The sequence below is a fragment of the Dickeya sp. Secpp 1600 genome (assembly GCF_003049805.1).
Lineage (GTDB): Bacteria > Pseudomonadota > Gammaproteobacteria > Enterobacterales > Enterobacteriaceae > Dickeya > Dickeya fangzhongdai.
On record NZ_CP023484.1, the window covers coordinates 1435647 to 1462216 of the forward strand.

20 protein-coding genes are annotated in these 26570 nt (G+C 56.3%); 15 read left to right on the forward strand and 5 right to left on the reverse strand.

Translation table 11 applies throughout. From position 1 onward, the window contains the following. The first annotated feature begins 77 nt into the window (after nt 1-77). Nucleotides 78-254, forward strand: a complete 177-nt coding sequence (locus tag CPA59_RS22830; protein WP_157987322.1) for a hypothetical protein — start codon at nt 78-80, stop codon at nt 252-254. Between the two features lie 104 nt (nt 255-358). Here the strand turns inward: CPA59_RS22830 and CPA59_RS06600 are convergent, their stop codons facing one another. From CPA59_RS06600 to metG, 4 genes are all read right to left on the reverse strand, one after another. Next, nucleotides 359-1609, reverse strand: coding sequence for an LVIVD repeat-containing protein (locus CPA59_RS06600; protein WP_107758914.1), 1251 nt, complete (start codon nt 1607-1609; stop codon nt 359-361). A gap of 24 nt (nt 1610-1633) precedes the next feature. Then, nucleotides 1634-2710: a sugar ABC transporter substrate-binding protein gene (locus CPA59_RS06605; RefSeq protein WP_107758915.1), complete on the reverse strand. Its 1077-nt coding sequence runs from the start codon at nt 2708-2710 to the stop codon at nt 1634-1636. A 239-nt stretch (nt 2711-2949) separates the two neighbouring features. Further along, the gene (locus CPA59_RS06610; RefSeq protein ID WP_038918349.1) at nt 2950-3381 is read right to left on the reverse strand and encodes a VirK family protein; all 432 of its coding nucleotides are present in this window, start codon (nt 3379-3381) and stop codon (nt 2950-2952) included. A gap of 327 nt (nt 3382-3708) precedes the next feature. Next, nucleotides 3709-5742: a methionine--tRNA ligase gene (metG, locus tag CPA59_RS06615; RefSeq protein WP_038918350.1), complete on the reverse strand. Its 2034-nt coding sequence runs from the start codon at nt 5740-5742 to the stop codon at nt 3709-3711. Nucleotides 5743-6019: 277 nt separating this feature from the next. Here metG and apbC point away from each other — a divergent pair, with 277 nt between their 5' ends. The 4 genes from apbC to asmA all read left to right on the forward strand — a co-directional run bounded on the left by apbC (nt 6020) and on the right by asmA (nt 10589). Next, nucleotides 6020-7129: an iron-sulfur cluster carrier protein ApbC gene (gene apbC / locus CPA59_RS06620; protein ID WP_107758916.1), complete on the forward strand. Its 1110-nt coding sequence runs from the start codon at nt 6020-6022 to the stop codon at nt 7127-7129. A gap of 287 nt (nt 7130-7416) precedes the next feature. After that, a complete protein-coding gene (gene udk / locus CPA59_RS06625; RefSeq protein WP_038920850.1) occupies nt 7417-8058 on the forward strand; it encodes a uridine kinase in 642 nt (213 codons plus the stop codon). A gap of 102 nt (nt 8059-8160) precedes the next feature. Then, a complete protein-coding gene (gene dcd / locus CPA59_RS06630) occupies nt 8161-8742 on the forward strand; it encodes a dCTP deaminase (protein ID WP_038660695.1) in 582 nt (193 codons plus the stop codon). A gap of 32 nt (nt 8743-8774) precedes the next feature. Beyond that, entirely contained in the window at nt 8775-10589 is a 1815-nt protein-coding gene (asmA, locus tag CPA59_RS06635; RefSeq protein ID WP_038918352.1) for an outer membrane assembly protein AsmA, read from the forward strand. Nucleotides 10590-10713: 124 nt separating this feature from the next. Here asmA and CPA59_RS06640 read toward each other — a convergent pair whose 3' ends face one another. Beyond that, the gene (locus tag CPA59_RS06640) at nt 10714-12303 is read right to left on the reverse strand and encodes a TerC family protein (protein WP_038918353.1); all 1590 of its coding nucleotides are present in this window, start codon (nt 12301-12303) and stop codon (nt 10714-10716) included. 1400 nt (nt 12304-13703) lie between these two features. On the opposite strand from CPA59_RS06640, the gene CPA59_RS06645 reads away from it, so the two are divergent. The 10 genes from CPA59_RS06645 to rffG all read left to right on the forward strand — a co-directional run bounded on the left by CPA59_RS06645 (nt 13704) and on the right by rffG (nt 26547). Then, nucleotides 13704-14840, forward strand: a complete 1137-nt coding sequence (locus CPA59_RS06645) for a polysaccharide export protein (RefSeq protein ID WP_038660683.1) — start codon at nt 13704-13706, stop codon at nt 14838-14840. Nucleotides 14841-14859: 19 nt separating this feature from the next. Continuing rightward, nucleotides 14860-15294 (forward strand): protein-tyrosine-phosphatase, encoded by a 435-nt coding sequence (locus CPA59_RS06650; protein WP_038660679.1) that lies wholly within the window; start codon nt 14860-14862, stop codon nt 15292-15294. A gap of 16 nt (nt 15295-15310) precedes the next feature. Then, a complete protein-coding gene (wzc, locus tag CPA59_RS06655; RefSeq protein WP_038918356.1) occupies nt 15311-17482 on the forward strand; it encodes a tyrosine-protein kinase Wzc in 2172 nt (723 codons plus the stop codon). 303 nt (nt 17483-17785) lie between these two features. Continuing rightward, nucleotides 17786-18937 (forward strand): glycosyltransferase family 4 protein, encoded by a 1152-nt coding sequence (locus CPA59_RS06660; RefSeq protein WP_038918357.1) that lies wholly within the window; start codon nt 17786-17788, stop codon nt 18935-18937. 297 nt (nt 18938-19234) lie between these two features. Next, a complete protein-coding gene (locus tag CPA59_RS06665; protein WP_038918358.1) occupies nt 19235-20398 on the forward strand; it encodes a glycosyltransferase in 1164 nt (387 codons plus the stop codon). Nucleotides 20399-20670: 272 nt separating this feature from the next. Continuing rightward, on the forward strand, nt 20671-21882 hold the full coding sequence (locus CPA59_RS06670) for a glycosyltransferase family 4 protein (RefSeq protein ID WP_107758917.1): 1212 nt from the start codon (nt 20671-20673) through the stop codon (nt 21880-21882). Nucleotides 21883-21994: 112 nt separating this feature from the next. Next, a complete protein-coding gene (locus CPA59_RS06675; RefSeq protein ID WP_049854841.1) occupies nt 21995-23020 on the forward strand; it encodes a glycosyltransferase family 1 protein in 1026 nt (341 codons plus the stop codon). An 88-nt stretch (nt 23021-23108) separates the two neighbouring features. Then, a complete protein-coding gene (locus CPA59_RS06680; protein WP_038660664.1) occupies nt 23109-24026 on the forward strand; it encodes a glycosyltransferase family 2 protein in 918 nt (305 codons plus the stop codon). 25 nt (nt 24027-24051) lie between these two features. Further along, nucleotides 24052-25458 carry an undecaprenyl-phosphate glucose phosphotransferase gene (gene wcaJ / locus CPA59_RS06685; protein WP_038660661.1) on the forward strand — a complete coding sequence of 469 codons (1407 nt, stop codon included), beginning with the start codon at nt 24052-24054 and terminating at the stop codon, nt 25456-25458. 24 nt (nt 25459-25482) lie between these two features. After that, entirely contained in the window at nt 25483-26547 is a 1065-nt protein-coding gene (gene rffG, locus CPA59_RS06690; RefSeq protein WP_038660659.1) for a dTDP-glucose 4,6-dehydratase, read from the forward strand. Nucleotides 26548-26570: the final 23 nt, after the last annotated feature.

The window sequence follows — 26570 nt, forward strand, 5'->3', positions numbered from 1 at the left end:
TATTTCCTTTTATAACCATTCTTCGATTAACTGGCGTTACGGTTATCCATATCGCTGGCAATCAGAGGAGAAGAAATATGCTGCTTGCTGCTGCAAAGCTTTTCAGAGGCTGGAAAGCATTTTCCCCCGCAGGGGAAACGAGCCACGTCGGACAGCGCGACGCCCATCGCTGGTTTGCGACGTTACTGTCGATTTCCAGCTTATACGGGCTGGATACCGGTAATCCCGATCCGCGTTGGTTTCATAATTACTAAACACATGCGGTGCGAATCGCGCTTTTCGACCCCTATCATGACATCGGGCTTCACGTCGTCGACGTGAAGCCCGATGTCTGGTTGGCGTTACCCGCTGACGGCGGTTAGCCGCGGTATTCGATAATCGACAGTCCGGCGTTGTAGTCGGTGCTGTAGATAATCCCTTGCGCGTCCACAAACACGTCGCAGGACTGAATCACCCGCGGCCGGCCGGGACGTTTGTCCATCATGCGTTCAGGCGCGGCAGGCACCAACGCGCCGGTTTCTTTCGGCCGATATGGGTTGCTGATGTCGTAAGCACGCACCCCGGCGTTCTGGTAGGTGGCGAAGATCAATGTCGAACTGATAAAGCTGCCCGGCCGGTTTTCATGCAAATTATGCGGGCCGAAGTGCGCCCCTTTCTTCACATAATCGGTTTCGTTGGGCTGCGGGAAGGTGGCGATGCTCACCGGATTGGACGGCTCGCGGATATCGAACACCCAAATCAGTTTTTCGCCGTCTTCCTGATTATCCAGCACCGCTTCGTCCAGCACGATCAACAAGTCGCGATCCGGCAGCGGCAGCGCGGTATGGGTGCCGCCGCCAAACGGCGGACTCCAGTTGCGGTGGCTGATGAGTGTCGGCTGAGTGCGGTCGCTCACGTCCAGCAGCGTCAGGCCGCCGTCGCGCCAACTGCCGTAGGCGGTATCGCCGCTGACGATGGCGTGATGCAGCGCATAGCGTTTGCCTTGCGGCCAGTCCGGCGTTTCGCCGCCGGCGGTATGCATGCCCGGCAGCCAGTAACGGCCGGCGACTTCCGGTTTACGCGGGTCGGCCAGGTCGATGGTCAGAAAAATGTAGTCGCTGTAGCCATCCAGCAGCGCGGAGACGTACGCCCAGCGACCGCCCACGTACCAGATGCGGTGGATACCGATGCCATCCAGCGGCAGAAAGCTGATTTCCCGCGGCTGGTCTGGGGTGGAAATATCAAAGATCCTCAGCCCCGCGCTCCAGCTTTTATCCTGTTTGCCGGTGCTGACCGTCTCCGCCACGGAGCGAGTGTAGTAGACTTTTTCTTGTGCGAAACGGGCATCGGCGAACAGATCGCGGGCGTTAACCACCAGCAATAGGTCATCGTGGGTTTGCAGATGGATGTTCCAGGTGCCCGGCGGCGCGGCGATGAAACCGGCCGGTTTGGGATTTTTCGGGTCTCGCACGTCAACGATGGAAACGCCCTGGGACACCATGTGTCCGATATAGGCGTAACCTCGGTGAACCATGACCTGTACGCCATCAGGGCGCCCGCCCTGATCGCTGTGTCCAATCAGCCGCATGTTGCGGCTGTATTCCGGCATGGGCAGGGGCGTTGATGCCATATAAGCCTCCGTTATGACAGACCTTTATTTGTTTTTGGCTTCCAGTGTAGCAAACCACGGTGCAATAAAGTCAGTGGTCTGGCCCCAGCCAGGGATGATTTTCGCCAGTCCCGCCACGTTGACCGGGCCCGGCTGGCTCAGCAACAGCGCCTGTGGAATACTGGCGGCGCGGAATTCGTAGGTCGCCGGGGTCGGCTCGCCGGCGATCTTGTTGGCGACCAGACGCAGGTTGACCTTACCGATCAGTTTCGGATCCACCGCCACGCTCACTTTCCACGGGCTGTTGGCTTCGCGCATCAGTTGCAAGTCCTGATTGGAAATATCGATGCTATACAGTTTGATTTCGGTGCGGCCGTTCTCTTTCAGCGCCTTGTACGCGCCCTGACTGAAGGCATCCCAGGCGCCCCAGATGGCGTCAATCTTGCCTTTCGGGTATTTCGCCAGAATCGCGCCCACTTTATTGGCGGTATCGCCCTGCACGTCAGAGGAAACCGCGCCGATGGATTCCAGTTCTTTGATGCCCGGATTGTCTTTCAGGATCTGCTGGTAAGCCGTCTGACGGCGCTCCATCGGCGGGAAACCGGCTACCCACAGTTTGATGATGTTGGCTTTGCCGTTGAAATCCTTCACCAACTGACCCAGCGATTCGTTGGCCAACGAGGCATCGTCCTGCTGGGTAACGGTGACGCCCGGAATCGTGCGATCCACCGCGGTGTCAAACACCGCCACCTTGATGCCGCTGTCGACAATGCGCTGAATCAGCTCGGTGGAATAGGGTGCGCGGCCCTGCGACAGAATGATGCCGTCATATTTCTGGCTGATGGCCTGATTGACGAAGTCCTGAAATTTGGCGTCGTCGCCGTTGCTCAGGAAGGTGCTGACCTTGAATCCCAGCTTCTTGCCTTCTTCCAGCACGCCGGAAACGAACTGGGTGGTGTTGTCGTCCGAACCGAGATTACGGATCACGGCGATGCGCACCGGTCCCTGATGGTTGGCGATGGCGGTCGGAACCGGCGCGGCGGTAGCCGGCGTCTCCGCGGCCAGCGTGGAGAACGAGGCCGTCAGGCTCAGGGCCAGCAGTGCGACAGGGAATTTCTTCATGATCAATCCTCGGTGTTGTGAAATCAGGTTTGCCAGCTTTATGGATATCTTTATGTCTGGATGTCTATTTGAGTGATGAGGAATCATAGCGGGTAACGCCGTAGCGTGCAAAGGGGGCGAGTTATGTCTTTTAGGTTTAGCTTATAACTTTTCGTTCAATGAGATACGGCGGCAAACTGGCGGGAAACGCGCGGAAAAGAAACGCGCCCGACCAGCCGACCGGGCGCGTCTGGCAAGGCTTACTGTACGAAGAAACCGATATCCTGACCCAGTTTGCACAGGTAGCTCAGGGTATTGCCGCGCTGTTGCAGGCTGGGCAGGTTGTACATGTAGGTGGTGAAACGCACCGTGTTGTCCGGCTGGACCTGATAACGCATGAACTGCTGAATCGGCGTGCCGTCGTTGGCGACGGTGAAGTGCTCGTCGCTGAACGACAACGTGCCGCTGTCAATCAGGCGATACGCATTGATGTGCAGGCCGCCGCGGGTCTTGCTGGCTGGCGTGCCATCCTGCGGCGTACAGGCGGACAGGTCGATGGTGACATTGACGCTGCGCCCTTTATTCAGCGCAGTGATCACCTCATCAGCGCTTTTCAGCGATTTGGACGCCATAGCCGGCGCTGCGGCGGCAAGCAGGGCTGCGCTCAGCAGTAAAGGGGTAATTCGGGACATTCGATATTCCTCCATGATCGATGATAGGTCTGGCGTCGTGACCATCACGCACGGCGCGAAGGTGCAGGCCAACGCGCACGCAGCTGAGTGCATGGCGTGATAATCACGACCAGGCACTGTTTATCACGGCTGTGGCGAAAGCGCTATGCTGTTTATCCGAATAACGGCATGGTCAGAGGTGTGAGCAGCGTGAAGCAGGGAAAAGACGGCGTGGCGATGAAGCGGGGTCGTGGCGAGATCGTGCGCTGACGAAATGGTGCGTTGAAAAAATAGTGCGTTAACGAAAAGCACATCAGGCCGGGGTAAACCGGCCTGATGCGAGCAGGCTTACTTGATTTGCATCCCCGGCTGGGCGCCGCTGTCGGGACTCAGCAGGAAAATGTCTTTCCCGCCGGGGCCGGCGGCCATCACCATGCCTTCGGACACGCCAAAGCGCATTTTACGCGGCGCCAGGTTGGCGACCATCACCGTCAGGCGGCCTTCCAGCGCAGACGGGTCCGGGTAAGCGGCGCGGATGCCGGAGAACACCTGACGGGTCTGGCCGCCCAGATCCAGCGTCAGACGCAACAGCTTGTCCGAGCCGTCCACCAGTTCGGCTTTCTGGATCAAGGCGACGCGCATGTCCACTTTGTCGAAATCGGCGAAGTCGATGGTGTCCTGAATCGGGTTGTCGGCCAGCGGGCCGGATGCCGGTTTGGCGGCTGCCGCGGCGGCTTCTTCTTTGGAGGCCTCGACCATGCCCTGTACCTGCGCGATGTCGATGCGGTTGAACAGCGCCTTGAATGCGCCAACCTGATGGTTTGTCAGCGGCTGCGCCAGCGTGTCCCAGCGCAGTTCGCTCTGCAGAAACGCTTCGGCGCGCTCCGCCAGCGACGGCAGTACCGGCTTCAGGTAGGTCATCAGCACGCGGAACAGGTTGATGCCCATCGAGCAAATCGCCTGCAGGTCGGCGTCGCGGCCTTCCTGTTTGGCGACTACCCACGGCGCCTGCTCGTCGACATAGCGGTTGGCGAGGTCCGCCAGCGCCATGATTTCACGGACAGCCTTGCCGGATTCACGGCTGCTGTAGGCATCGGCGATGGTCTGCGCCGCGTCGATAAAGGTCTGATACAGCGCCGGATCCGCCAGTTGGTCGGCCAGTTTGCCGTCAAAACGCTTGTTGATGAAACCGGCGTTGCGCGAGGCCAGATTGACCACCTTGTTGACGATGTCGGCGTTCACGCGCTGCACGAAATCTTCCAGATTGAGGTCGATGTCATCAATACGGGAAGAGAGCTTGGCGGCGTAGTAGTAACGCAGGCAGTCGGCATCCAGATGCTTCAGGTAGGTGTCGGCCTTGATAAAGGTGCCGCGCGACTTCGACATTTTGGCGCCGTTAACGGTTACATAGCCGTGCACGAACAGGTTGGTCGGCTTGCGGAAACCGCTGCCTTCCAGCATCGCCGGCCAGAACAGGCTGTGGAAGTAAACGATGTCCTTGCCGATGAAGTGGTACAGCTCGGTGCTGGAATCTTTACGCCAGAATTCGTCGAAGCTGAGGTCGCCGCGCTTGTCGCACAGGTTTTTGAACGACCCCATGTAGCCGATCGGCGCGTCCAGCCAGACGTAGAAATATTTGCCCGGCGCGTCCGGCACTTCGAAGCCAAAATAGGGCGCGTCGCGGGTGATATCCCACTGTTGCAGCCCGGCGTCGAACCACTCCTGCATCTTGTTGGCGACCTGCTCCTGCAACGCGCCGGAGCGGGTCCAGCTTTGCAGCATGTCGCTGAACGCCGGCAGGTCGAAGAAGAAGTGCTCGGATTCGCGCATCACCGGCGTGGCGCCGGATACCGCGGATTTCGGCTCGATCAGTTCGGTCGGGCTGTAGGTGGCGCCGCACACTTCGCAGTTGTCGCCGTACTGGTCCGGCGCCTTGCATTTCGGGCAGGTGCCTTTCACAAAGCGATCCGGCAGGAACATGCTTTTTTCCGGGTCGAACAGCTGGGAAATAGTGCGGTTCTTGATAAAACCGTTTTCCTTCAGCCGGCGGTAAATCAACCCGGACAACTCGCGGTTCTCCTCGCTGTGCGTGGAGTGGTAGTTGTCGTAGCTGATGTTGAACCCGGCGAAATCCTGCTGGTGTTCCTGACTCACCGTCGCAATCATCTGCTCCGGCGCCACACCCATCTGCTGCGCTTTGAGCATGATCGGCGTGCCGTGGGCGTCGTCCGCACAAATAAAGTGGACCTGACTGCCGCGCATTCGCTGGTAACGGACCCAGATATCCGCCTGAATGTGTTCGAGCATGTGGCCAAGGTGGATCGGACCGTTAGCATAAGGCAGCGCGCACGTTACCAAAATTTTGTTTGCGACTTGAGTCATAGTGGGGAACTTGCTTGTTGGTTGGTGAATGAATTAAGAAGGAGTCCTGATGTTACCCCATCGCGCCTTGATGCGTAAACCTTGGGGCGCGGCGGGCTCCAACAAAACCCGCTCTTCCGGCGTTATATAGCAGGAAGGCAAGGTTTGAGTGGCGCCGGGCGAGGGGCGGTTCCGCCGTTTTTTCAGCGTCGGGACATTGGCGATACACCCACGCGCGGGCGTTCTGCTATGCTAGGGCGGTTTTTATAACGACTTTAATTCAACTCAAGGAGCCGGGATGAACGATAAACTCCCTGCGCAAAACCCCGAGATGTTGCGCGCCATGGTAAACGGCGTGCTGTCCTCCTTTACGCACCCGACGCTGAAAAATAACCTGACCACGCTTAATGCGCTGCACCATTGCGCGCTGCTGGACGATGTGTTGCATATCGAACTGACCATGCCGTTTGTCTGGCTGAGCGGCCTGACGGCTCTGAAAGACAGCGTCAGCGAAGAATTGCTGCGCCTTTGCGGCGCGCGTGAAGTGGAATGGCGCTTGACCCATAACATCGCCACGCTGCGCCGCGTCAACAATCAGGCGGGCGTCAAGGGCGTGAAGAACATTATCGCCGTCAGTTCCGGCAAGGGTGGCGTCGGCAAGTCCAGCACCGCGGTGAACATGGCGCTGGCGCTGGCGGCCGAAGGGGCCAATGTCGGCATTCTGGACGCGGATATCTACGGGCCGTCCATCCCGACCATGCTGGGCGCGGCCAGCGAGCGGCCGACCTCGCCGGACGGGCAGCACATGGCGCCGATCATGGCGCACGGCCTTGCCACCAACTCCATCGGCTATCTGGTTACCGACGATAACGCTATGGTGTGGCGCGGGCCGATGGCCAGCAAGGCGTTGCTGCAACTGTTGCAGGATACGCTGTGGCCGGATCTGGATTATCTGGTGCTGGACATGCCGCCGGGTACCGGCGACATCCAGCTCACGCTGGCGCAGAACGTGCCGGTCACCGGCGCGGTGGTGGTGACCACCCCGCAGGATATCGCGCTGGTGGATGCGATGAAGGGCATCGTGATGTTCGAGAAGGTCAAGGTGCCGGTGCTGGGCATCGTGGAGAACATGAGCGTGCACATCTGCAGCAACTGCGGTCATCTGGAGCCGATTTTCGGTACCGGCGGCGCGCAGAAGCTGGCGGAAAAATACCACTGCGCCTTACTGGGCCAGTTGCCGCTGCACATTTCGCTACGCGAGGATCTGGATCGCGGCGAACCGACCGTGGTCAGCCAGCCGGACAGCGAGTTCACCCAGTTGTACCGCGAACTGGCGGGGCAGGTGGCGGCCCAGCTGTACTGGCAGGGCGAGGTGATCCCGACGGAGATCGCGTTCCGCGCGGTGTGATCTCGTCCGGCGGATACCGTGATTCGGCGCGGTATCCGCTGTCTTTGGCATCCGGCGGCATGTGGCGGTCGGATGCCGTGCGCACCGATAGCATAAGCCCGCGTAATACTGGCGCGAATCGTGCTAACTCCCTATAATTGCCGCGTCCAGACACCTCAGGCTGTGTCCCGCAATGAATCATGCATGCTGCTGATGGCTATCCTTCGGCGCACAACCCGGCGTAAGCCGCGTCCGAACAGTCTGGTATGTCCCCCTCCTTATTTTTTGTTAATCAGGTCTTTATTGCCATGACTGATAAGTCTCGCCAGTGTGTCATCATCGGGATTGCCGGCGCGTCCGCATCCGGAAAAAGTCTTATTGCCAGCACCCTGTACCGCGAATTGCGCGATCAGGTGGGTGATGAACACATTGGCGTCATCCCGGAAGACAGTTACTACAAGGATCAATCCCACCTGACCATGGAAGAACGGGTCAAAACCAACTACGACCACCCCAGTTCGATGGATCACAACCTGCTGCTGCAACATCTGCAAATGCTTAAGGCTGGTCAGCCGATCGCGTTGCCGCAGTACAGCTATGTGCAGCATACGCGTTTGCAGGAAACGCTGCATATGGCGCCGAAAAAGGTGATTATTCTTGAAGGTATTCTGCTGTTGACCGATGCCCGGCTGCGTGAAGAACTGAATTTTTCCATTTTTGTCGATACCCCGCTGGATATCTGCCTGATGCGCCGTATGCGCCGCGATGTTAATGAACGCGGCCGTTCGATGGATTCCGTGATGGAGCAATACCAGAAAACGGTGCGCCCGATGTTTCTGCAGTTCATCGAACCGTCCAAGCAATATGCGGACATCATCGTGCCGCGCGGCGGCAAGAACCGCATCGCCATTGATATTCTGAAGGCGAAAATCAGCCAGTTCTTTGAGTAGGCTGTGCGTTAAGAAAACCCTTAAAGCAGGTGGAGCCGGCATGGCATTTCCGGCGCTGCTGTGGCAGTTTGATCACCTGCGAGAGTCTGACTGGAGAAGATGATGAGACTGTGCGACCGTGACATTGAAACCTGGCTGGACGACGGCCGGCTGTCGATTACGCCGCGTCCCCCGATCGAGCGGATTAACGGCGCCACGGTGGACGTGCGGCTGGGTAATCAGTTCCGGGTGTTTAGCGGTCACACCGCCGCATTCATTGATCTGAGCGGGCCGAAAGACGAAGTCAGCGCCGCGCTGGATCGCGTGATGAGCGATGAAATCAATCTGGCGGAAGGCGACGCGTTTTTCCTGCATCCGGGAGAACTGGCGCTGGCGGTGACGCTGGAGTCGGTCACGCTGCCGGATAATCTGGTGGGCTGGCTGGACGGCCGTTCTTCGCTGGCGCGTCTGGGGCTGATGGTGCATGTCACCGCCCACCGCATCGATCCGGGATGGCAGGGTCGCATCGTGCTGGAGTTTTACAACTCGGGCAAACTGCCGCTGGCGCTGCGTCCCGGCATGATTATCGGCGCGCTGAGTTTTGAACCGCTCTCCGGTCCCGCCGCGCGTCCGTATAACCGACGTGAAGACGCGAAATACAAGGACCAGCAGGGCGCGGTGGCAAGCCGGATTGACAAAGACTAGCTGGGCCAGGTACGACAGCGAACGAGGATGGCATGAGAAGACTGTTTACCACGCTGGTGATTCTGCTGGTGGTGCTGGCGGCAGGCATGACGGCGCTGGTGGTGTTGATTAACCCGAACGATTTCCGGGCCTATATGGTGCGGCAGGTTGAGGCGCGTACGGGCTACCGCTTGAATCTGGATGGTGACTTGCGCTGGCATGTCTGGCCGCAACTGAGCATTTTGTCCGGCAGCCTGTCGGTGAGCGCGCCGGGCGCGGCCGCACCGGTGATCAGCGCTGAGAATATGCGGCTGGACGTAAAACTCTGGCCGTTGTTGTCGCATCAACTGGAAGTGAAGCAGGTGATGCTCAAAGGCGCGGTGATTCGCCTGACGTCCGACAGCGAAGCGCGGGTGGCAGGTCCGGTGCCGATTGCGCCGGGCGGGACGTCGTCGCCGGAGCCGGAAACCCCGTGGCGTTTTGATATCAACCGGGTGGAAGTGGCGGACAGCCTGCTGGTGTTCCAGCGCGGAAACGCACCGGTTCTGAATGTTCGCGACATCAACCTGACGATGGAGAGCGACAGCGCCCGGCAGGTGCGGGTGTCGCTCTCCAGCCGTTTTAACCGTGACCAGCGTGATTTGTCGTTCTCGCTTAACGCCATGCTGGATATGCAGAACTACCCGCAGCAGATCGGCGCCGATATCGGCAGCGTCAGTTACCAGTTGCAGGGCGCGGGGCTGCCGACGGAGGGCATCAGCGGCAAAGGAACGATTCGCGGCAGTTATCAGCGTCAGCCGGAGAAACTGGCCATCAGCCAGTTTGCCCTTAGCGCCAATAGCAGCCAGCTGAACGGTTCGTTGTCCACCACCTTCGGCGTCACGCCGGAGTACGTGCTGGATCTGCAGTCGGAAAAACTGGATCTGGACGCGTTGCTGGGGTTGACGCACGCCGCTTCGTCCAGCGACGGCGGCGACAAAACGGTAATCGCCAAACCGGTGTTTTCACACGATCAGCCGCCGGAGCCTTATCAGGGGCTGCGCAGCTCCATTGCCAACGTATCGGTGACCGCCAATACGCTGGTTTACCACGGCATGACGGTCAACCAGTTCAGCCTGAAGGGCAGCAATCAGCGCGGCAAAGTCAGGGTTACCGACTTCAGCGGCCAGGTGGGAGAAGGGCGCTTCTCATTGCCGGGGTCGATGGATGTAGGGGCGTCGCCGGTTATCGCTATTCAACCCACCCTGAAATCAATGGAGCTGTCGACGTTGCTGCCGCTGTTCGGGTTGCCTGACGGTTTGCAGGGCAAACTCAGTCTGCAAGGGCGGCTGAGCGGCGACGACCTGTCGCGGCAGGCGCTGCTCTCACAATGGCGGGGAACGGCGTCGGTGCAGTTCGACCAACTGCGGCTGTCGGGGCTGAACGTCCAGCAGTTGATCCAGCAGGCGGCGGCGCGCAGCAACAGCGGTATCCAGACGCCGGACGATTATGCCCGCTATACCGATATTCGGCAGATGAACGGCGAAGCGACGCTCAACGCCGGCAAGCTGGAGTTGCAGTCACTGTCCGGGCAGTCTGAGGCATTGACGGTCAACGGCGACGGTCAGTTCGACTTGCCCGCCCAGCGTTGCGACATCAATCTGGATGTGCGCGTAACGCAGGGGTGGAAAGGGGATAGCCAACTGGTGCAACTGCTGCAGGATACTCCCATCCCGTTCCGTCTGTACGGCGAATTCGGCAATCTGAACTACCAGTTGCAGATCGAGCAGTTGCTGCGCAAGCGGCTGCAGGACGAGGTGAAAAAACGTCTGAATGACTGGGCTGAGAAAAATCAACCGGCGTCAAAAACCCCGGCGCCGAACATGTGACGGGTATGCATGTAGCGCGCATGGCGTGCTTTCAGTGAAAAGGCATTCAGTAAAATACAGGCAGTGAAAAAGCAAAGGCGGCCTGTGGCCGCCTTTGTTGTACATGCGTGCTGGGATACCCCGATCACACCTCATAATCCGGCTGCGGATGGGGTTCCGGAATAATCAGCACCTTCACGATGCGGTGGCTTTCCACGGTCAGTACCCGGAACAGGGTGTTGTCGATTCGCACCTCATCGCCCTCCTGCGGGATTTTCTGCGCATACTCCATCAGCAAGCCGGCCAGCGTGTGGTATTCGCGCTTTTCATTCAGTTGCAGCGGGATATACATCAGTAAATCCTCGACCGGCAGATAGCCGTTGGCGGTCAGGGTGCCGTCTTCGTTTTCCTGAATATCATGGCGGGCGTCCAGCTCTTCCCCTTCCAGCGGCAGATTGCCGGCGATGGTTTCCATGACATCGCTCAGGGTCACAATCCCTTCGACGGAGCCGAATTCATCGGCCACAAAGGCAAAGTGAGTGTGCGCTTCACGGAACTGCTCCAGCGCGGACAGCAGCGACAATTGCTCCGGAAACACCAGCGGCTGGCGGATCAGCGCGCGCAGATTCAGCGCTTGCCCGTGCAACTGTTGACGCAGCAAATCGATCACGTGCACCACGCCCAGCGGTTCGCTGGAAACGTGGCTGTCGAACATCACCAGCCGGGTGTGCTGATTCTTTTCCATCAGTTCGTGGAAGTCCGCCGGGTCGATGTTGACGTCCACGTGTTCGATATCGTGGCGGATGGTCATGATGCTGCTGACGGAACGCTGCGACATGCCGAGCACGCGCTCGATCATGCGCTGTTCCTGCTGGTTGAACACCGGCTGGCCGATGCCGCCGGTGTTATCCGCCACCCGGTCGGCGGCCTGTTTGTCCAGCTCCGCTTCCTCATGTTCACCGCGCAGCAATCGCAATACCGCTTCGGCCGTACGCTGGCGTAACGGGGTCGAAGAAGAGAGAAAACGTCGACGGTTGAACTGCGCCAACTGGTTGAGCATCTCGATCATGACTGAGAAACCAATGGCAGCGTAGAGGTAACCTTTTGGAATCGGGTAGCCGAAAGCGTCCGCAACCAGGCTGAAGCCGATCATCAGCAGGAAGCTCAGGCACAGGATCACAATGGTGGGATGCGCGTTGACGAAACGCGTCAGAGGCTTGCTGGCCAGCAGCATCAGGCCGATGGCGATAGTGACCGCCGCCATCATGACCGGCAGGTGCTCGGTCATACCGACCGCGGTAATCACCGAGTCCAGCGAGAACACGGCGTCCAGCACCACAATCTGCGCGACTACCGGCCAGAAACGCGCGCCCTTGCGTTGGGTTTGCTGCGCCTGGTCTTTGCCCTCCAGCCGTTCATTCAGCTCCATGGTGGCTTTGAACAGCAGGAACAGCCCGCCCACCAGCATAATCAGATCACGCGCGCTGAACGGGTGTCCGTAAACTGTAAACAACGGGTGAGTCAGCGAGACCAGCCAGGAGATGGACGACAGCAGTACAAACCGCATCAGCAAGGCCAGCAATAACCCGACAACTCGCGCCCGATCCCGGGACTTTTCCGGTAACTTCTCCGCCAGAATGGCGATAAAGACCAGGTTGTCGATACCCAATACCAGTTCCAAAACCACCAGCGTGGCCAGACCGGCCCAAATTGTTGGATCAGCGATCCATTCCATAGGCTGAATTCACCTTTTTCTTTATCAGGTTGATAGTTGCATAGCGTATCAGGCGTTGCGTCGCTCAACCATAACGCGACCGATCGTGATTGACTGATATCAAATTGCGAAGCGTCGGCGCCCGCCTTTTTCGCGTGAGTGAGATCACATGATTTTCAGCAAGATGGAAAGCATTGCAGTACGTTTTGAGAAATCAAAAAAGCATCGATCAGGTTAAAAAATAACCCATTCCATTAAGGCGATGCATTATATGCCAAATCCGAGAGGCGAGCGGAAAATTACCCCTTTTCCTGGCTATTTAATAAGCCCATTAATGCGTTAACAAAATTATTATATGAAAATGAAATATTTATTAAGATGTCTCTGATATACATAACTTTCTGTTTATTAATGATAAAAATATCTTTGCTCATAAGAAAAACTGCATGGATTGTTAGTATTTTTCCGAAAAAAAACACCAGGAAGATATTTGTCTTGTTATAAGCAAATATTTTTTACTACTCTCCGGTGTGGCGATATTGACACATCTTTAAAAATATTTAATTCGAAACTTTAGTGTCATTAATGTTTTTGCAAGCCATTTTTACGAGTCAGTTATGACGAGTCACAGCAATAGCTGGGCGAGTCTGAAACGAAAACGGGACAGCGAGTTGGTAGCTACGAGCCAAGGGCGGTAGCGTACCTGATGCGATTCACCCGACAGCCGCGAGCTGTGTTTCAGACCATGCCCTCCAGGACGTTGAAACCGTTCAGCCGCCGGTATTCAGGCCTTAGCGCCTGTTTGACGATGAGCGAAACGGCAACGATGTCAACGGATCCACCGTGAATTCCTGACGTGTGGGCTGTCTGTTACTCACTTGACTGAAAGGCGATGGCAAAGGATGTTAAACCCGACACTGACGTTCAGACCGCAGGTACAACCAGCGGCATTCCCCCTGACCGGCGCTTCGCCCGCGTCGCCTTTTTTTGCCCGCAGCAACGATTTTGCTCACAGCAGCGATTTTGCCTACAGCAACGACGATGTAACCGCGCAGCCTGACGAAACGGGTCGCCATCAACCGGCCCATGCTGACGCTATTCCCCCTTTCCAAACCAAAACGCATGCCTATGGCTCGCGACGGCCTGGCTTTGTCTCCATTTGGGCGATAAACCCTGAGTCACGTTCCGGCCGGAGACTTCTCACCTGAAATAACACTTTCTTATTTCCGTTTGAATATTTTAACGATGGTGAAGGTGATTTTGGTTATAAATCTTTGGATTTTTGGGCGGGGTGAAAACATTTTCAAGCAAATCATTAGGGATCAACGCATTGCGGAGCGAAATCGGATCGTCCAATGCGCTATCGATCGGGTAGTACCGCTCTTTGTTTCTCACTTTACTGAAAAGCGATGGCATAAAGGATGTTAAAACCAACACTGAAAGTTATACCGCTGATGTTGTCGGCGACATTCCTGGCTGGCTGTACGCTGGTACCAGGTACGCACCTTTCTACCAGTGGAAAAGAGGTCGTAGAACAACCGGATGATGATTTCAACATCAATAAGCTGGTCAATATTTATCCTGTCACCCCGTTGCTGATAGAGAAAATGCGCCTGCGACCGGCGATTGCTCAGAACAACCCGTCGCTGGATGCGGAGCTGAAACGCTACGAATACCGTATTGGCATCGGCGACGTTTTGATGGTTACCGTCTGGGATCACCCGGAACTGACCACGCCGGCGGGGACCTACCGCACCGCCGCCGACACCGGTAACTGGGTTCACTCGGACGGCACCATTTTTTACCCCTACATCGGCAAGTTGCGCGTTGTAGATAAAACCTTGACCGAGGTGCGCGAGGAAATCATGCGCCGTCTGGCGCAGTACATCGAATCGCCGCAGGTGGAAGTGAGCATTGCCGCGTTCCGATCGCAAAAAGCCTATGTGACCGGGGAAGTGGTGCGTTCGGGTCAGCAACCGATCTCCAACGTGCCGTTGACCATTCTGGACGCGATCAACAACGCGGGCGGGCTAAGCGAGTTTGCCGACTGGCGCAATCTGGTGCTGACGCATAACGGTAAAGACGAGCGCATTTCCCTGCAGGCGCTGATGCAGAACGGCGATTTGTCCCAGAACCGCCTGCTGTATCCCGGCGACATCCTGTTCGTGCCGCGCAACGATGACCTGAAAGTGTTCGTGATGGGGGAGGTGAACAAGCAGTCCACCCTCAAGATGGACCGCAGCGGCATGACGCTGACCGAAGCGTTGGGCAGCGCCGAAGGGATGAACCAGATGGTGGCCGACGCCACCGGCGTGTTTGTTATCCGACCGCTGCGAGGTACGCAAGGGCCGAAGCTGGCCAACATTTATCAGCTCAATACCAAAGACGCGACCGCGTTGGTGATGGGCTCCGAATTTCCGCTGCAACCGTATGACGTGGTGTATGTCACCTCGGCGCCGGTCGCGCGCTGGAACCGCCTGATTTCGCAACTGGTGCCGACCATCAGCGGGTTTAACGACTTGAGCGAAGGCAGTCTGCGCGTTCGTACCTGGCCGTAGCCGTAGGGGGGACGTGTCGATGTTCAACAGTATTCTTGTGATTTGCGAGGGCAATATCTGTCGCTCACCGACCGGCGAGCGCCTGTTACAGCAGGCATTGCCGGGGAAAAAGGTGACATCCGCCGGCTGGCGGGCGATGGACGGAAAACCTGCCGATGAAACGGCCAGCCTGGTGGCCGCCGAACACGGTCTGTCGCTGGATGGGCATGTCGCGCGCCAGTTGACCGGATCGCTGTGCCGGCATTACGACCTGATTCTGGTGATGGAAAAGGCGCACATTGATGCCGTGTGCCGTTTCTCACCGGAAGTACGCGGGAAAACGCTGCTGTTCGGGCACTGGCTTAACCAGCAGGAGATTACCGACCCGTACCGCAAAAGCCGGGAAGCCTTTGAGTTTGTGTATACCCAACTTGAACAATCTGCCCGCAAGTGGGCGCAGGCGCTGAGCCGTTAACCAGTCAGGGATTACGATGTCAGAGAGAATTGCCGTGAAAACATCTGAAGCGGACAAGGCGGATGAAATTGACCTGGGGCGTTTACTGGGAACCGTGCTGGATCACCGCTGGCTGATTATCAGCATCACCACCATCTTTACCATGCTGGGCATCCTGTATGCGCTGCTGGCGACGCCGGTGTATCAGGCGGATGCGATGGTGCAGGTGGAACAGAACGTCAGCGATTCGCTAATGAACGATATTTCCAAGGTCTTGCCGGATACCAAGCCGCAGTCCGCGCCTGAAGTCGAACTGCTCCGCTCCCGCATGGTGGTAGGAAAGACCGTACAGGATCTGGAACTGGATACCGAGGTGGAGCAGAAGTATTTCCCGCTGGTGGGCAAAGGTATCGCCCGGCTGAAGGATGAAGAGCCCGCCCGGATCGCCGTCTCACGCCTGTCGGTGCCGGACATCTGGCTGGATGAAAAAATGACCGTGACCATCCAGGACGGAGGGAAATATCGTTTTACCGCCGGTAAGGACGCCGAGTTTATCGGTCATATCGGGCAACTGGAGTCTCACGGCGGTTTCAATCTGCTGATCAGCGACACCAACGCCGCGCCGGGAACGGTGTTTTCGGTCAGGAAAAAGAACATGCTGACCGCGATCAACGACATTCTGAGCGAACTGGCGGTGGCGGATAAAGGCAAGGATACCGGCGTACTGCAACTGACGCTGGAAGGCAGCGACCCGACGCTGGTAAGAAAAACGCTGGCCAGCATCAGCGACAACTACCTGCAACAGAATGTGGACCGTAAGTCGGAAGAGGCGGCCAGAAGCCTGGTGTTCCTGAAAGAGCAGTTGCCGCTGGTACGCGCGTCGCTGGAGACGGCGGAAGACAAACTGAATAAGTACCGTCAGCAAAAAGATTCGGTGGATCTGTCGCTGGAAGCTAAATCGGTGCTGGACACGATAGTGGATGTCGAATCTCAGCTTAACCAGCTGACCTTTCGTGAGGCGGAAATCTCCAAGCTGTATACCCGCGAGCATCCCGCCTACCGGGCGTTGATGGAAAAGCGCGTCACGCTGGAAAAGGAGCGCGACAACCTGAATCGGCGCGTCAGCAGCATGCCGAAAACCCAGCAGGAGATTGTACGGCTGACGCGGGATGTGAATGTCGGGCAGGAAGTGTATGTCCAGTTGATGAATAAGCAGCAGGAACTGAGCATCAACAAGGCCAGTACCGTCGGCAATGTGCGCATCATCGACCCGGCGGTGGTCCAGCTGAAACCGGTGAAACCGAAAAAGACGTTGGTGATTCTGCTGGCTGCGATGTTGGGTGGGGTGGCCTCCGTCGGGTTCGTGTTGCTGAAAACCCTGTTGCACCGGGGTATCGAAAGCCCGGAACAGCTGGAAGAACTGGGTATTAATGTGTACGCCAGCGTGCCCTTGTCGGAATGGCAACAGAAGAAAGACAGGGAGTTCGCCAGCAAGAACCGCAAGCGCAATACCCGCTCCGACTCCCTGCTGGCGGTGGGCAACCCGGCCGACCTGGCGATCGAAGCTATCCGCAGCCTGCGCACCAGCCTGCATTTCGCGATGATGGAAGCGAAAAACAATGTCCTGATGATCTCCGGCGCCAGTCCGGGGATCGGCAAGTCCTTCGTCAGCGCCAACCTGGGCGCGGTGATCGCCCAGGCCGGGCAGCGGGTGCTGATCGTCGACTGCGATATGCGTAAAGGTTACGCCCACCACCTGATGGGGGCGACGCCTGAGAAAGGGCTGTCGGACATCCTGTCCGGGCAGGTCGATGCGCAGCAGGCGCTGCGACCGACCGCGGTGGACAACCTGTTTTTTATCCCGCGCGGCCAGATCCCGCCCAATCCGTCGGAGCTGCTGATGCACAGCAACTTTACCGCGTTTGTCGACTGGGCCGTCCGTCAGTTCGATATCGTGCTGCTGGATACGCCGCCGATTCTGGCGGTGACCGACGCGGCGATTATCAGCCGACAGGCTGGGACATCGCTGCTGGTGGCGCGGTTTGAGATGAACACGCCGAAAGAAGTGGAGATCAGTATCCGACGCTTCGAGCAGAACGGCGCGTCGATCAAAGGGGTGATCCTGAATGCGGTGATCCGCCGGGCGCTGAGTTACTACAGCTATGGATATGACTCATATCAGTATTCTTACGGCGCGGATAAAAACTAGCTCCGCTGATGAATAGAAGCTGATGAGTAGAAGAAACAGGATGAATAGAAGAAACAGGATGTTTGCAAGGCCGGATTGACAAGGATGGATGTGAAAAACAGCGGGTCAATGATGGTGACTGACACGCGATAACGGGTAAGGGAAGTCGCGATAAAGGCAGTGGAAATAGCTGTAGAGATAGCTGGTGTTATGCCGGAGTGCACGCCAGCCGCATCTCTGCCCTCGGGGAGGGCGTGCCGGTCCATTTCGCAGAAGCGGAAATGGGTCCCTGAACATAAAGAATTAAAAACAAGGATAGATAATATGAAGATCATGATTATCAATACCTTATATCACCCTTATAAAGTGGGTGGGGCTGAAGTCTCGGTCCAGCTTCTGGCCGAAACGCTGGTGCAACGCGGACACCAGGTACAGGTACTGTGCCTGACGCCTGATCCGCATCGCAGCGAGCAGGTAATTAACGGCGTGTCGGTGTGTTATCTACCGCTGGCGAACAGCTACTGGCCGTTTGATGGTCAGAAGCACTCTTCCGGTCAGAAAATACGCTGGCACCTGAAGGACTACTACAACCGTGACATGCGCGTGGCGGTGATGCAGGAAATTCAGGCGTTTTCGCCCGATATCGTTCACACCAATAACATTGCCGGGTTCTCCGTGTCGGTCTGGTCGGCGGCGAAAGCCTGCGGGGTGAAAATTCTGCATACCAGCCGGGATTACTACCTGTTTCACCACAACGCGACCCTGTTTTCCGCCGGTCAGAATCAGGATCCCGATGCGGCGGGCATTCGCCTGATGTCGGCGGTGAAAAAACGGTTCAGTCGTCTGGTGGACGGTTATGTCGGCATCAGCCAGTTTATCTGCGAGATGCACCGGGAGGCCGGGTTTTTCCCCAACGCGCACCATGCGTTTATTTACAACACGGTGCCGGCGGTGGACGACGCCGGAGAGAACGAACCGAGCGAAGACGATGTCAGGCGGATCGGTTTTATCGGCAAGTTTTCGCCAGAGAAGGGGTTCGATGACTTCTGCGCGCTGGCCCGACACTACCGCAACCGCTCCGGCTATGTCTTTTATGCCGCGGGGCGCATCACGCAGGATAACCCGCTGGTAGAAGAAGCGCGCCAGAGCGGGGTGATTCTGCTGGGGTTTGTCAGTCTGGAGGACTTCATGCGGCGGGTGGATGTGGTGGTGCTGCCGGTGAAATGGCATGAACCGTTCGGCCGGGTGGTGGTGGAAAGCATCTTCCATGGAAAAGTGGTGCTGACCAACCGAATGGGAGGCGTCGGCGAGCTGGCCTCTTTATTACCGAACATCTATTTCATGGAAGAGACCTCGGTGGATGAGGAAGTGGAAAGGCACGCCGAGCCGCTTTGCCCCGAGATGCTGGCGCATTTTACCCCTGACCGGGTCGCGCAGGAGTACGAGCAGGCCTACAACAATGTGCTCGGCGCCTGATACGAAACGTGTTGATTGATGAAGTGAGGAAGAACCGGTGGACAAGACGCCATCTTGTCCCTGCCGACGGAGGAGGAAAGAGGAATACGCATAACGTGGCGCAGGACGCGACAGGGTTGCCATCAGGGACGTTGTCCTTAACGCATTGCTTATACGCTCTGGGTTAATACGGCTATAACACGATTTTGGGTGCGGAGACGGGCAGTCATGCCATCTGTGCCTGGCTGATGCATCCCGTATCTACCGGGGAGGCAACCCTCTCTGCCTGGGACAACAATCTGCCGGGGACAACAATGTATGCGAATTCTGATTATCAACACGTTGTACCACCCGTACAAAGTGGGTGGAGCTGAAGTGTCCGTGCAGTTGATGGCGGAAGCGCTGGCGCGGCGACAGCATCAGGTGCTGGTACTGTGCCTGACGCCGGAAAAACAGTGCAGTAACGAGGTTATTAACGGCGTTGCCGTGTGTTATGTGCCGCTGGCCAACTGCTACTGGCCGTTTGATGGCGAAAAAAAATCTTTCTTCCAGAAAGTACGCTGGCACCTGAAAGATTACTACAACGTTGATATGCGTCGCGCCGCGATGGAGGTTATCCGGACCTTCGCGCCGGATCTGGTGCATACCAACAATATCGCCGGATTTTCCGTGTCGGTCTGGTCGGCGGCGAAAGCCTGCGGGGTGAAAATTTTGCATACCAGCCGGGATTACTACCTGTTTCACCATAATGCGGCCCTGTTTCATCGAGGCCAGAATCAGGACCCGGAATCCATCCGCATTCGTCTGCTGTGCTGGCTGAAAAAGCGGTGCAGTCGTCTGGTGGACGGTTATGTCGGCATCAGCCGGTTTATTTTCGAACTGCATCGCAAAGCGGGTTTTTTTCCTAATGCGCGCCATTCATTTATTTACAACACGGTGCCGGCGGTGGAGTGCGTCGGGGATAGCTGCCTGGTTAAAGAGGATGTCAGGCGGATCGGTTTTATCGGCAAGTTTTCGGCGGAGAAGGGATTCGATGATTTTTGCACGCTGGCCCGGCACTACCGTAATCGATCCGACTATGCCTTTTATGCTGCGGGGCGCATCACGCAGGATAACCCGCTGATCCAGGAAGCCAGAGACAGCGGCGTGACGCTGCTGGGGTTTATCAGCCTGGAAGATTTTATGCGGCAGGTGGATGTGGTGGTGCTGCCGGTGAAATGGCATGAACCGTTCGGGCGGGTGGTGGTGGAAAGCATCTTCCATGGAAAAGTGGTGCTGACCAACCGAATGGGAGGCGTCGCCGAACTGGCCGCGTTGTTGCCGAACATCTATTTCATGGAAGAGATCTCGGTGGATGAGGTGGTGAAGCGGCTCGCCGAACCGCTTTGCCCTGAAATACTGGCGCATTTTACTCCCGACCGGATCGCGCAGGAGTACGAGCAGGCCTACCACAACGTACTCAACGATAGGTTCGGCGCGTGAGGCGAAGTGGGAGTGATTGACGCAGACCCGTCGATTAAGGCGCGATGTTGTCCTTGTCGACGGGTTACCGAAAAAAGGAAACGCATAAAGCCGCACTGGCAATAACGGTGTCGCCACATCAAGGATGTTGTCCTTAACACATTGCTTTACATGCTCTGGGTTAGTACGGCTATGGTTATGACTTATAAGACTATTTTCTTGATGCGGAATAGGACGGCCACGCCGTCTGGTGCCTGAATAAGGCACCCCGTATTTGCCGGGGACAACTCTATATGCGAATTCTGATTATCAACACCCTGTACCACCCGTACAAAGTGGGTGGGGCCGAGGTGTCCGTGCAGTTGATGGCGGAAGCGCTGGTGCGACGACAGCATCAGGTGCTGGTACTGTGCCTGACGCCGGAAAACCAGCGTCGTGAAACGGTTATTAACGGTGTTGCCGTGTGCTATGTGCCGCTGGCCAACTGTTACTGGCCGTTTGATGGCGAAAAAAAATCTTTCTTCCAGAAAGTACGCTGGCACCTGAAAGATTACTACAACGTTGATATGCGCCGCGCCGCGATGGAGGTGATCCAGGACTTCTCGCCGGATCTGGTGCATACCAACAATATCGCCGGATTTTCGGTATCGGTTTGGTCGGCGGCGAAAGCCTGCGGGGTGAAAATCTTGCATACCAGCCGGGATTACTACCTGTTTCATCACAATGTGACCCTGTTTCGCGGAGGAAAGAATCAGGATCCGGCGTCTGTGGGCATTCGTCTGATGTCCTGGTTGAAACGGCGGTGCAGCCGTCTGGTGGACGGTTATGTCGGCATCAGCCGGTTTATTTTCGAGTTGCATCGCAATGCGGGGTTTTTCCCCCAGGTATACCACGCGTTTATTTATGACATCGTGCTAGAAGCCGGTCAGACGCCAGAGCCAGCGACGACGGGGGAGGCCGGTAAGACGTTCAGGCGCATCGGCTTTATCGGCAAGCTGGCGGTGGAAAAGGGATTTGATGATTTCTGCGTACTGGCCCGGCATTACCGCGATCGTCCGGAGTATGCCTTTTATGCCGCGGGGCGCATCACGCCGGATAACCCGCTGGTGCAGGAAGCCCGGGACAGCGGCGTAACGCTGCTGGGGTTTGTCAGCCTGGAAGACTTCATGCAGCAGGTGGATGTGGTGGTGCTGCCGGTGAAATGGCATGAGCCGTTCGGTCGGGTAGTGGTGGAAAGCATCTTTTATGGAAAAGTGGTGCTGACTAATCGAGTGGGAGCGGTGAGCGAATTATCGTCCCTGCTGCCGAATATCTATTTTATGGAAGAGTGCTCGCTTGAAGAGGTCATAAATAAACATATCAAACCACTTGGTCCCGAAACATTACATGCATTTACACCTGACGCCATCGCCGGGGAATTTGAAAAGGTCTATGTGAAAATGCTTATACCCGAAAGCCGACGGCGCGATTTATTGCCCGCGGAATCAAACGGAATAAAAAAATAAGGAATACGGCTTTATGATTGGCTTATTTTTGGAATAAAGGAATCCGGAAACAATCACTGTCTTTTATTTAAACGGTTACACCATTCGGTGTAACCGGAAGGGGATGTCATTCATGTATGTGAATACACGTAATCTGCTGGGACATACTACCGGCGTGCAACGCTATACCAAAAAGATTATTGATTATATTTCCACTGTCGGTGTCAGGGTGGCATCAATACAGCCTGATAATATCATTTATGGCATGAAGGGACATTTGTGGGAGCAATTTTCTCTGCCGCGAAAAATTGCTTCGCGGGAAATATTGTGGTCTCCCTGTAATACGGGGCCGCTGCTGATTAAAAAACAAATCGTCACTATTCACGACACCGTGCCTTTTGATCATCCGGAATGGCTGAATAAAAAATTTGTCGCCTGGTATCAATTCATGCAGCCACGGCTGGCGAAAAAGGTGGAACACATCATCACCATTTCCGAATTTTCCAAGGAACGCATCATGCACCATTTGCGCGTGCCGGAGAGCAAGGTCTCGGTGATTTACAACGGCGTGGACGTGCTGCAGCCGGATGCCGACGGGAGTGCGACGGAAAAAAGCGCGCCGGTGGTGGACGGGGACTACCTGCTGTCGGTGGGTTCGCTGGAGCCGCGGAAGAATATTCCCAGATTAATCAAGGCATTTCTGCGTTTCAGACAGGAAAGCGGTTCCGACATCCGGCTGGTGATTGTGGGTAAGAAAGGCGTATCGCGGGTGTTCGGGGATGACGGCGCCGAAGCGCTGGTTGATAGCGAGGCGGTCATTTTTACCGGCCATGTCAGCGATGACGCGTTGGTGAGCCTGTACCAGCATGCGCGCGGCTTCTGCTACCCCTCGATGTACGAAGGGTTTGGGCTGCCGCCGCTGGAAGCGATGTGCTACGGGCTGCCGGTGCTGACCAGTAACACCACGTCAATGAAGGAACTGTGCGAACAACGGGCGATTCTGGTCGACCCGCTGTCGGTGGAGTCCATCGCCGAGGGCATTCACCAATTGGTGACCGGTCATGGCCCGGCTGGCATGCAGGAAAAGGGCGCGGCGTTCGCCCGGTCGCTGACATGGAAGCAGTGCGCATCTGAAACGTTACGCGTATTGGGGCACTGAAGCCGACGCGCTGTGTAGCGAAATCGACGACCGTTTTTTCACTTTGACGACTGTTTTTTCACTTTTCAGGTGTGCAAGAGAATCGAATATGAAAGTCAATTTTGTGGTTCCGGTTTATAACGGCGGTGAAATCTGGGAGCAATGCGCGGCGTCGCTGCATGCCTGCCTGACCGCCGAACAACTGCCGCCGCAGCAGGTGCTGGTGATTGATTCGTCGTCACGCGACAACTCGCGCGACGTGGCCGCTCGCTACGGTTTTCGGTGTCACACCATTACGTCCGCCGAATTTAACCACGGCGGCACGCGCAATCTCGGTGTGGCAATGAGCGACGGCGACGTGGTGGTGTTCCTGACCCAGGACGCCATTCCCCAGCACCATTTTATTTGTGAACTGCTGGCGGCGTTTGAGGACGAGCAGGTGGCGGTGGCTTACGGCCGCCAGTTGCCGCACGACGACGCCAATCCGCTGGCCTGCCATGCGCGCCGTTTCAATTACAGCACCAGCAGTCATGTACTGGGGCTGATGGACAAGTCGCACTATGGCATCAAGACGGTGTTTACCTCCAACTCGTTTGCGGCTTATCGGGCGAAAACCTTTCATGAACTGGGCGGATTTCCGTCCAACACTATTCTCAGCGAGGATATGTATCTGGCGGCTCAGGCGGTACTGGCCGGATACCGGGTGGCGTATGTGGCGGATGCGGCGGTCAAACATTCACACAACTATACGCCGGTGGAGGAGTTCAAGCGTTATTTTGATATCGGTGTATTTCACTGCGACGAAAAATGGATTAGGGAGGAATTTGGCGGCGCCGGCGGCGAAGGAAAGCGGTTTATTTTTTCCGAGCTCCGTTATCTCATGAAAGAAAATAACTATCTGTGGATCCCTCGTGCATGCGTGCACAATGCCCTGAAAATCGCAGGATATAAATTAGGGCAACATTATCGGAAAATACCTCATGGCTTAATCAGGAAACTGAGTATGCATAAAAGATTCTGGCAATAACTTCTACTCGTACAGGTGAACGACTATGGTCAGGAAAAAAGAGAGTGTAATTTATGCTATTCCCTCGCTGGTTTCAGTATTACAGCGTTTTTCTGATATGACTGTAATCTTTATCAGCGTGCTGCTGGCATGCCTGGTGACAAAAAAAGAGATATCGACGGCGTCGTATTTGATCGCCTTAATCAGTTTCTCCGTCTTCCAGTTGCTGGCGGGTTTTACCAATTTTTATCGTTCGTGGCGTGGTGTCGGTATTTATACCGAAATCCGTACCCTGATTATTAATTGGGGTGTCAGCGTCACCTTCGGTGCCGGTATTTTATCTTTGGTGCCGAATCAATATATCGGTTATCATTTTCATGCGGTCTGGTTTTTATTTACCGTGGCGGGATTTGTGATATCACGCACCCTGATTCGGGTAGTGGTGCAATATCTGCGAAAAATGGGTTACAACAAGGTCAATGTGGCGTTTATCGGCGCGCAACCCTCCGGGCCTTATCTGGCGGAGAGCATCAAGCAGGCGCCCTGGATGGGGTTGAACATCATTGGCTATTTTTCCGAAAACAGCCAGTTCCAGTACAGCTATGAGCGCAATGGCGTGCGTTGTCTGGGGAATGTGGAGGAACTGATTCGGCTGGCCCGCAAAGGGGATCTGGACAAGATTTACGTCTCGTTCTCGCTGCAGGAAGCGGAATTGATCAACCACCTGATGTCGGAACTGACGGATACCACCTGTACCGTGATGCTGGTGCCCGACATTCTGGCGTTCAACGTGCTGCAGTCGCGCAGCGACATCATCAACGGTATTCCGGTGGTGTCGCTGTATGATTCGCCGATGAGCGGCGTGAACCGTTTGCTCAAACGTCTGGAAGACATTGTGGCCGCGTCGATTATTACTGTGCTTATTTCCCCGCTGTTATTGGGTATTGCGTTGCTGGTCAAATTGACCTCCAAGGGGCCGGTGATTTTCCGGCAGAGACGTTACGGCATGGATGGCAAGGCGATAGAAGTGTGGAAATTCCGCAGTATGACGGTGATGGAGAACGGCGATACCGTGATCCAGGCCAGCAAAGGCGACAAGCGTGTGACGCCGGTGGGCGCTTTTCTGCGCCGCACGTCGCTGGACGAACTGCCGCAGTTCATCAATGTCATTCGCGGCGAAATGTCGATCGTCGGGCCGCGTCCGCACGCGGTGGCGCACAACGAACAGTATCGTAAGCTGATCAAGGGGTACATGCTGCGGCACAAAATGAAGCCAGGTATCACCGGCTGGGCGCAAATTAACGGTTGGCGCGGTGAAACCGATACTCTGGAGAAGATGGAAAAGCGGGTGGAATGCGATCTTTTCTATATCGAAAACTGGAGCGTCTGGCTGGATATCAAGATTATATTTTTGACAATCTTCAAAGGATTTGTGAGTAAATCCGCGTATTAACACATTTCTGAAAGGTCACTATTCATGAATATTCTTGTAACGGGTGGGGCTGGGTTCATTGGTTCAGCCGTGGTGCGTCATATCATTCAGCACACTCAGGACCGGGTAATGGTGGTGGATTGCCTGACTTATGCCGGTAATCTGGCGTCGTTGAAAGAAGTGGCATCCGATCCCCGTTTTTTGTTTGAAAAAGTCAACATCTGCGACCGGGCTGGGCTGGATCGGGTGTTTGCGACCTTTCAGCCGGATGCGGTCATGCATCTGGCGGCGGAAAGCCATGTCGATCGTTCCATCGACGGCCCCTCCGCTTTCATTGAAACCAATATCACCGGGACTTACACCCTGCTGGAGGCGACGCGGCATTACTGGTCGGCGCTGCCGGAGGCGAGCAGGGCGGCTTTCCGCTTCCATCACATCTCCACGGATGAAGTGTACGGCGACCTGCACGGCACCGATGATCTGTTTACGGAAACCACGCCTTACGCGCCGAGCAGCCCGTACTCCGCCTCCAAAGCCGCCAGCGATCATCTGGTGCGCGCCTGGCTGCGGACTTACGGTCTGCCGACGCTGGTGACCAACTGCTCCAACAACTACGGCCCGTATCATTTCCCGGAAAAACTGATTCCGCTGATGATTCTCAACGCGCTGGAAGGAAAACCGCTGCCGGTTTACGGCAAGGGCAACCAGATCCGTGACTGGCTATACGTCGAAGATCATGCCCGGGCGCTCTACACCGTCGTGACCACCGGCGAGGTTGGGGAGACCTACAACATTGGCGGTCATAACGAACGGAAAAACATTGAGGTGGTGAAAACCATCTGCGCCCTGCTGGATGAACTGCGGCCGGAGAAGCCGGCAGGCATCCGCCACTACGACGAGCTGATCACCCATGTGACCGATCGGCCGGGGCACGATCTGCGTTATGCGATCGACGCGTCGAAAATCTACCGTGAACTGGGCTGGAAACCGCAGGAAACCTTCGAGTCCGGCATCCGTAAAACGGTGGAATGGTATCTGGCGAACGAGGCCTGGTGGCGCAGCGTTAAGGATGGCTCCTATACCGGTGAACGCTTAGGTTTAACCCTTTAATCGTATTCTAGTTAAGGAAAGTT

Bases quoted from the DNA above. Each gene is read 5' to 3' on its own strand.
- CPA59_RS06645 (WP_038660683.1), top strand. From the start codon at position 13,704: ATGTTAAAACCAACACTGAAAGTTATACCGCTGATGTTGTCGGCGACA.
- dcd (WP_038660695.1), top strand. From the start codon at position 8,161: ATGAGACTGTGCGACCGTGACATTGAAACCTGGCTGGACGACGGCCGG.
- udk (WP_038920850.1), top strand. From the start codon at position 7,417: ATGACTGATAAGTCTCGCCAGTGTGTCATCATCGGGATTGCCGGCGCG.
- CPA59_RS06660 (WP_038918357.1), top strand. From the start codon at position 17,786: ATGAAGATCATGATTATCAATACCTTATATCACCCTTATAAAGTGGGT.
- CPA59_RS06600 (WP_107758914.1), bottom strand. From the start codon at position 1,609: ATGGCATCAACGCCCCTGCCCATGCCGGAATACAGCCGCAACATGCGG.
- CPA59_RS22830 (WP_157987322.1), top strand. From the start codon at position 78: ATGCTGCTTGCTGCTGCAAAGCTTTTCAGAGGCTGGAAAGCATTTTCC.
- CPA59_RS06675 (WP_049854841.1), top strand. From the start codon at position 21,995: ATGTATGTGAATACACGTAATCTGCTGGGACATACTACCGGCGTGCAA.
- asmA (WP_038918352.1), top strand. From the start codon at position 8,775: ATGAGAAGACTGTTTACCACGCTGGTGATTCTGCTGGTGGTGCTGGCG.
- wcaJ (WP_038660661.1), top strand. From the start codon at position 24,052: ATGGTCAGGAAAAAAGAGAGTGTAATTTATGCTATTCCCTCGCTGGTT.
- CPA59_RS06670 (WP_107758917.1), top strand. From the start codon at position 20,671: ATGCGAATTCTGATTATCAACACCCTGTACCACCCGTACAAAGTGGGT.
- CPA59_RS06610 (WP_038918349.1), bottom strand. From the start codon at position 3,381: ATGTCCCGAATTACCCCTTTACTGCTGAGCGCAGCCCTGCTTGCCGCC.
- wzc (WP_038918356.1), top strand. From the start codon at position 15,311: ATGTCAGAGAGAATTGCCGTGAAAACATCTGAAGCGGACAAGGCGGAT.
- CPA59_RS06665 (WP_038918358.1), top strand. From the start codon at position 19,235: ATGCGAATTCTGATTATCAACACGTTGTACCACCCGTACAAAGTGGGT.
- CPA59_RS06650 (WP_038660679.1), top strand. From the start codon at position 14,860: ATGTTCAACAGTATTCTTGTGATTTGCGAGGGCAATATCTGTCGCTCA.
- CPA59_RS06605 (WP_107758915.1), bottom strand. From the start codon at position 2,710: ATGAAGAAATTCCCTGTCGCACTGCTGGCCCTGAGCCTGACGGCCTCG.
- rffG (WP_038660659.1), top strand. From the start codon at position 25,483: ATGAATATTCTTGTAACGGGTGGGGCTGGGTTCATTGGTTCAGCCGTG.
- apbC (WP_107758916.1), top strand. From the start codon at position 6,020: ATGAACGATAAACTCCCTGCGCAAAACCCCGAGATGTTGCGCGCCATG.
- CPA59_RS06640 (WP_038918353.1), bottom strand. From the start codon at position 12,303: ATGGAATGGATCGCTGATCCAACAATTTGGGCCGGTCTGGCCACGCTG.
- metG (WP_038918350.1), bottom strand. From the start codon at position 5,742: ATGACTCAAGTCGCAAACAAAATTTTGGTAACGTGCGCGCTGCCTTAT.
- CPA59_RS06680 (WP_038660664.1), top strand. From the start codon at position 23,109: ATGAAAGTCAATTTTGTGGTTCCGGTTTATAACGGCGGTGAAATCTGG.